The 5,517-nt window shown below is 69.0% G+C and carries 4 protein-coding genes; 2 read left to right on the top strand and 2 right to left on the bottom strand.

Features of this window, described 5'->3' with window-relative positions:
• Positions 1 to 408 (top strand): hypothetical protein (locus GBZ48_RS35495; protein ID WP_174475317.1); only part of this gene is annotated, 408 nt, incomplete at its 5' end.
• 31 nt (positions 409 to 439) lie between these two features.
• On the opposite strand, the gene GBZ48_RS35490 is transcribed toward GBZ48_RS35495, so the two are convergent.
• Positions 440 to 1,183: a DUF3102 domain-containing protein gene (locus tag GBZ48_RS35490; protein ID WP_174475316.1), complete on the bottom strand. Its 744-nt coding sequence runs from the start codon at positions 1,181 to 1,183 to the stop codon at positions 440 to 442.
• A gap of 17 nt (positions 1,184 to 1,200) precedes the next feature.
• Positions 1,201 to 1,821 (bottom strand): ParA family protein, encoded by a 621-nt coding sequence (locus GBZ48_RS35485; protein ID WP_343049806.1) that lies wholly within the window; start codon positions 1,819 to 1,821, stop codon positions 1,201 to 1,203.
• A gap of 543 nt (positions 1,822 to 2,364) precedes the next feature.
• Here GBZ48_RS35485 and GBZ48_RS35480 point away from each other — a divergent pair.
• Positions 2,365 to 5,391 carry a two-partner secretion domain-containing protein gene (locus GBZ48_RS35480; protein WP_246307691.1) on the top strand — a complete coding sequence of 1,009 codons (3,027 nt, stop codon included), beginning with the start codon at positions 2,365 to 2,367 and terminating at the stop codon, positions 5,389 to 5,391.
• The last annotated feature ends 126 nt before the right edge of the window (positions 5,392 to 5,517 follow it).

Raw genomic sequence — 5,517 nt, 5'->3', positions numbered from 1 at the left:
CTGCCCTCCCCCACCCCGTCGAAGCCGCAGACGGACGCCTTCGACTGCTGGCTGCTCGATCCGGGCCGGCTGGAAAAGGCATCCGACCGCGGGCTGTGCGGCGATGCCTTCGCCCGCGCGCCCGAAACCGCGGCGCTGCCCGAGGCCCCTCCCCCGCCGCTGGTCACGCCGTCACGCAAGCCGAAGGCGCCGGACCGCCGCGCCCGCAGCAGCAGCCGCAGTGTCGGCGGCCCGGAAAGCCACAGCATGGCCAGTTCGCCCGCGCGGGTGTCGCGCGGCGGCGACGGCGACTTCTTCAGCAATTTCCAGCGGGATTTCCGGTCCCTGACCAACCTGCTGGGCGGCGGCAGCCCGCCGTCGCGCCGCGGCGACGACAGCCCCGCCTCCCACACCTCGCACAACCATTAAGGGCCGGCTTTGCGGGTCAAATAAGCCGGCTTTACCGCCGGTCGTCCTCGGCCTCCGCCCCGATATCCTCTGCCTCCACATCGATGGTGACGCCGGCACGGCCGGAGCGGACATGATCGTCATGCTCCGGGTCGATGCCATGGTCGCGCCGCAGCTCGTCACGGATTTCCGCCATGCGGACGCGCAGCCGGGCATAGTCGGCCAGCAGCTGCCGGCGCCGGTCGTTCGGCGTCACGTCCTTCGGCGGGCGCAGCGAGCGCTTGAAGTCGATCAGCTGGCGGCGGGTCACGTCGGGACGGATCAGCCCCTGGGCCTTGGCGCGTTCCAGCTCGTCCGGCGTCATGGTGACGATCTGGTAGGCGACGCTTTCCGCTCCCGGCAGCACGTCCAGCGACAGCCGGCCGGTGTCCACCGCCTCCGCCACCGCGCGGAAGCGGAAGGCGGTTTCGACCGAGAACGGCATGTCGCTCTCGATCATCGCCTCGAAATCGCCGTGCGGTAGGATTTCCTTGGCGCGGTTCAGATACCGGCCGATCGACAGGAACTCCTTGCGGCTGCGGTTCCAGTGATAGCGGATTTCCTGGGCGAATTCCTGCCGGGTGTGGCAGGGCACGATGGCATCGCTGATGTCCGACGCCCGGCGGTCCGCCTTCGACGGCGCCACGGCGGCCCCTGACCGCACAGGGGTAGACACTACCTCCGTCTTGGCATCCGGCGGGGGAGCGGCCTTGCCCTGCTCCGCCACCTTCTTCATGAAGGACTTCACATTGGCCATAATCAGATCCCCCGGGTTCAGATCCCCAGCTCGTGCCGGATGAAGTACCAGGCGCCCAGACACTCGTCGGCGCCATTCACCGCTCCGACATCGACGATGGAGCAGCCGACATCGTCGACGCGGTGCATGTCCTCGATGTCCGGCACCTCGTGCGGCACCAGCCGGCCGACCCGGCCCAGCTCCAGCTTCGCCTCGCGCAGGCTGACCGACCGGCGCTTGACCCGGTTCAGCAGGAAGGCGGCGGGGCGGCCATAGTCGCGCAGGAACTCCATCCAGGGGATGACGCTCATCTTGTCGAAGCGGCCAACCCCGGTCGGCACCAGCACCAGATCGGCGCGGCGCAGCAGGATCTTGGTCGCCTCCGGATACAGTTCCACCGACGGCGGCGTATCGACGAAGACCACGTCGTAGCGGCCGGGATCGATCTGGGCCAGCGCCGCCTCGATGTCGTCCAGCGTCCCTTCGTAATGGTCGATGGACGCCACATCGTGCGGACGGCGCAACTCGTGCCACTGCCCAAGCGTGCGCTGCGGATCGAAATCCAGCGTCGCCACCCGCATGCCGTCCTTGGCCGCGGCCACGGCGGTGTTCTTGCAGCTGGTGGTCTTGCCGGTCCCGCCCTTCGGCGCACTGTACACCACCCAGCGCGCGGGCAGCGGCGCAGCTTTGTTTACCGTACCGCCGGCGCCCTGGGCTGCCGACCTGCCGGTTGATTTACCTGTGGATTTGCCCGCGGACTTCCTTGTGGCGACGGCGGTCGGATCGGCCATCTGTTCCCCCTGCATCGCGTGCCAGTCGTCTGATGGTCTTCTTCTTAGCGGATCGTCCCGGTCCCCGAAAGGGCAAAGGCGGCACCTGCGCCATGGAAATAGGCGCTTTCTGTACCGTTGAAACCGTTACCGGTAACGCCTCGCTCCCATTTCCGTTACCGGTAACGCTTGCACCGATGCCGGTCCAACCGCCTCTGTTGCCGGCACGAAACATTCTGTCACCACTTTCGGGATTTCCGTACCCGCGTCCCGTCGCTAAAATGTTTCGCATTCCAGGGTTTTGAACAGCGTATTGCCTTCCCGCAAGAGTCGGGGGCGGCAACGGGGGTTGGGCCGGTGATGCGGGGATTGGGGCAAAGGGCGGTTGACAAGACGGCGGTCCGACAGGACGGCGCAGGGCGCCGGGCGGCATTGCGTCACAGCACGGCATTGGCCGGGGCGGCGCGTCTGGCGATCCTGGCCGCCTTCCTCGCCCTGCCCCTCCCCGCACGCGCCAACCCGGAAGGCGGCGTGGTCACCGACGGTGCCGCGACCATCCACACGACCGCCCCCGGCCGGCTCGACATCATCCAGTCGACGCCCAAGGCGGTGATCGACTGGCAGCGCTTCGGCATCGCTGAGGGCGAGCACACCAATTTCCAGCAGCCCGACACCAACGCCATCACCCTCAACCGCGTCACCGGCTCCGACCCGTCGGCGATCCTGGGGCGGCTGACCGCGAACGGGCAGGTCTGGCTGGTCAACCCCAACGGCATCCTGTTCGGCCCGAACGCGCGGGTCGATGTCGGCGGGCTGGTCGCCACCACCCACGACATCCGCAACGCCGACTTCATGGCCGGCCGCTATAATTTCGAGGGCCGCGCCGGCTCCACCGCGACTGTGGAGAATGAGGGCACGATCACGGTGGCCCAGGCCGGGCTGGCGGCACTGGTCGCCCCCGGCGTCGCCAACCGCGGCACCATCCAGGCCCGGATGGGCGAGGTGACGCTGGCGTCGGGCCGCCGCTTCGTCGTCGACCTGTTCGGCGATCAGAAGATCAACATCGCGGTGGACGCCAAGACGGACGCCCGTCCCGTCGGTGCCGATGGCAAGCCGGTCGAGGCGCTGGTCAGCAACAGCGGCAAAATCTTTGCCGACGGCGGCCGGGTGCAGATGACGGCGAGCGCCGCCAAGGGACTGGTCGACCGCGTCGTCAACATGTCCGGCACCGTCCAGGCCCGCCGGGTGGAGCAGCAGGGCGGCGACATCGTCCTGCTGGGCGACGGCGGCGACGTGGAGGTGTCCGGCAGCATCGACGCCAGCGGCAGCGGTGCCAGTGGGAATGGCGGGGGCCAGACCGGCGGCTCCGTCACCGTGTCGGGCAACCGCACGGCGCTGACCGCCACCGCCCGCGTCACCGCCTCCGGTCCCGCCGGGGGCGGGGAGGTGCTGATCGGCGGCGACGTGCAGGGCGGCAGGGCATCGGCCGCCACGCTGGCCGGCTACAACATCCGCCCGGCGCGCAAGCCGGTGCCGCCCTCCACCGAGACCATCGTGGCGCATGGCTCCACCATCGCCGCCGACGCCACGGAGAATGGCAAGGGCGGCAAGGTCGTGGTGTGGGCCGACGGCAGCACCCGTTTCGACGGCGCCGTGTCCGCGCGCGGCGGTGCGGCCGGCGGCAACGGCGGCTTCGTCGAAACGTCGGGCAAGCTGTCGCTGCATGTGCGAGGCAGCGTCGATGCCGCGGCCGGAACAGGGCAGGGGACCGGAACAGGTGTTGGCGGCTTCTGGCTGCTCGACCCGACCGACATCACGGTGGCGGCGACCGGCGGCACCATCACCGCCGACAGCATCCAGACCTCGCTGAATGGCGGAACCAGCGTCACGCTGCAGACCGATGCGTCGGGGACCGATGCCGGCGACATCACCATCGATCAGGAGATCCTGAAGACGGCCGGCGGGGATGCCTCGCTGACGCTGAAGGCCCACCGCAACATCGTCGTCAACCAGAGCATCGTGTCGACCGCGGGCGCGCTCACCCTCACCCTGAACGCCGCGACCGGCACCGGCAACGGCATCGTGCGGACGGCGGCGACCTCCGGCACGTCGCCCATCGCCATCACCACCAACGGCGGCGCCTTCATCGTCGGCGGCGGTTCCAACCCGGCGATGAAGCCCGCCACCGGCATCTCCGGCGGCTATTCGCCAAGCTCCGACCGGGTCGGCGTGGAGTTCCACGACACAATCGTCTCGACCGGCGCCGGCTCCATCCTGATCAACGGTCACGGCGGCGAGAACAACGGCGACGGCAACCACGGCATCGCGCTGTACGACAGCCAGCTGACCACCGGGACCGGCTCGATCACGCTGAACGGGGAGGGCGGCAACGGCATGTATTACGGCGACAATGTCGGCGTGCTGCTGTCCTCCTCCGCGCTCCAGACCGGGGGCGGCGCCGTTTCCATCACCGGCACCGAGGGGCATGGCGAGGGCTCCCAAGGCAACGATGCGATCCGCGTCACCGACGACTCCTCCATCGCCGTGCTGGGCAACGGGGCCATCGACATCAGGGGCGGCGCCAACTCCAGCCGCGACATCCTGCTGAGCGGCGCCGTGATCCGCAACGGCAACGCCCCCATCACGCTGGAGTCGGGCGGCAGCCTTTTTCTGGATTACGACACCAGCCTGACCTCCGACGGCACCGTGACGCTCAGGGCGGCGTCCGGCATCTCCCTGATGGACAGCCACATCGTCGCCGCCGACCGGCCGGTCACGCTGAACAGCAACCGCAGCGGCTATGGCGGCGCCATCAGCCTGGGCAGCAGCAGCATCGCGACCGCGGACGGCGACATCGTCCTGGGCGGCGGCAGCGATCCGGCCAGCATGGCGGCCAAGGCCGACTATGGCGACTGGGCCGGCGTGTCGATCGCCAACAGTTCGCTCTACACCGGCCACGGCTCCATCTCGATCCGCGGCGAGGGCGAGGGGTACGGCAACAGCACCCATGGCGTCCTGATCAATGGCAGTTCGACCATCGGCGCCGCCACCGGCAAGATCGCCATCCATGGCAAGACGACCTCCCAGTCCGACAGCCGGAACGCCGGTGTGCTGATCGAAAGCAACGTCGACGGCGGGCCGACCGTCGTTGCCGGCTCCACCGCCGCCGACGCCATCCTGATCGACGGCGATGCCAGCGAAGCGGACTCCATCGAGTCCTGGGGCGTCATGCTCCAGGGCAGGGTGGGGCTGCTGTCGTCCGGCGGCGTCTCCATCAGGGGCAAGGGCGGCGCGTCGTCCGCCGATTTCGAGGTCGCCGGCATCGGGCTGGACGCCGAAAGCGACGGCAACATCCAGATCGTGGCCGCCGCCGGAGAGGTGTCGCTGCAAGGCACCGCCGGAACCGCCGGCCCCCACGGGACCGCCTCCGCCCTGTACCTGTCTCTTATCCCCATCTGACGCTGCCGGCGAATAGTGAGATGTAGACCTCCGGTGTTGACGTCCGCGTTCAGACATACACGACGCACGTCTCTCACCGCCGACAGCCTCCTGTTGACCCACCTGCCTCCTGCCTAGTTCACATCG

Source organism: Azospirillum melinis, from assembly GCF_013340935.1.
Classification (GTDB): domain Bacteria; phylum Pseudomonadota; class Alphaproteobacteria; order Azospirillales; family Azospirillaceae; genus Azospirillum; species Azospirillum melinis.
This window is presented reverse-complemented; position numbering and strand designations above follow the sequence as displayed.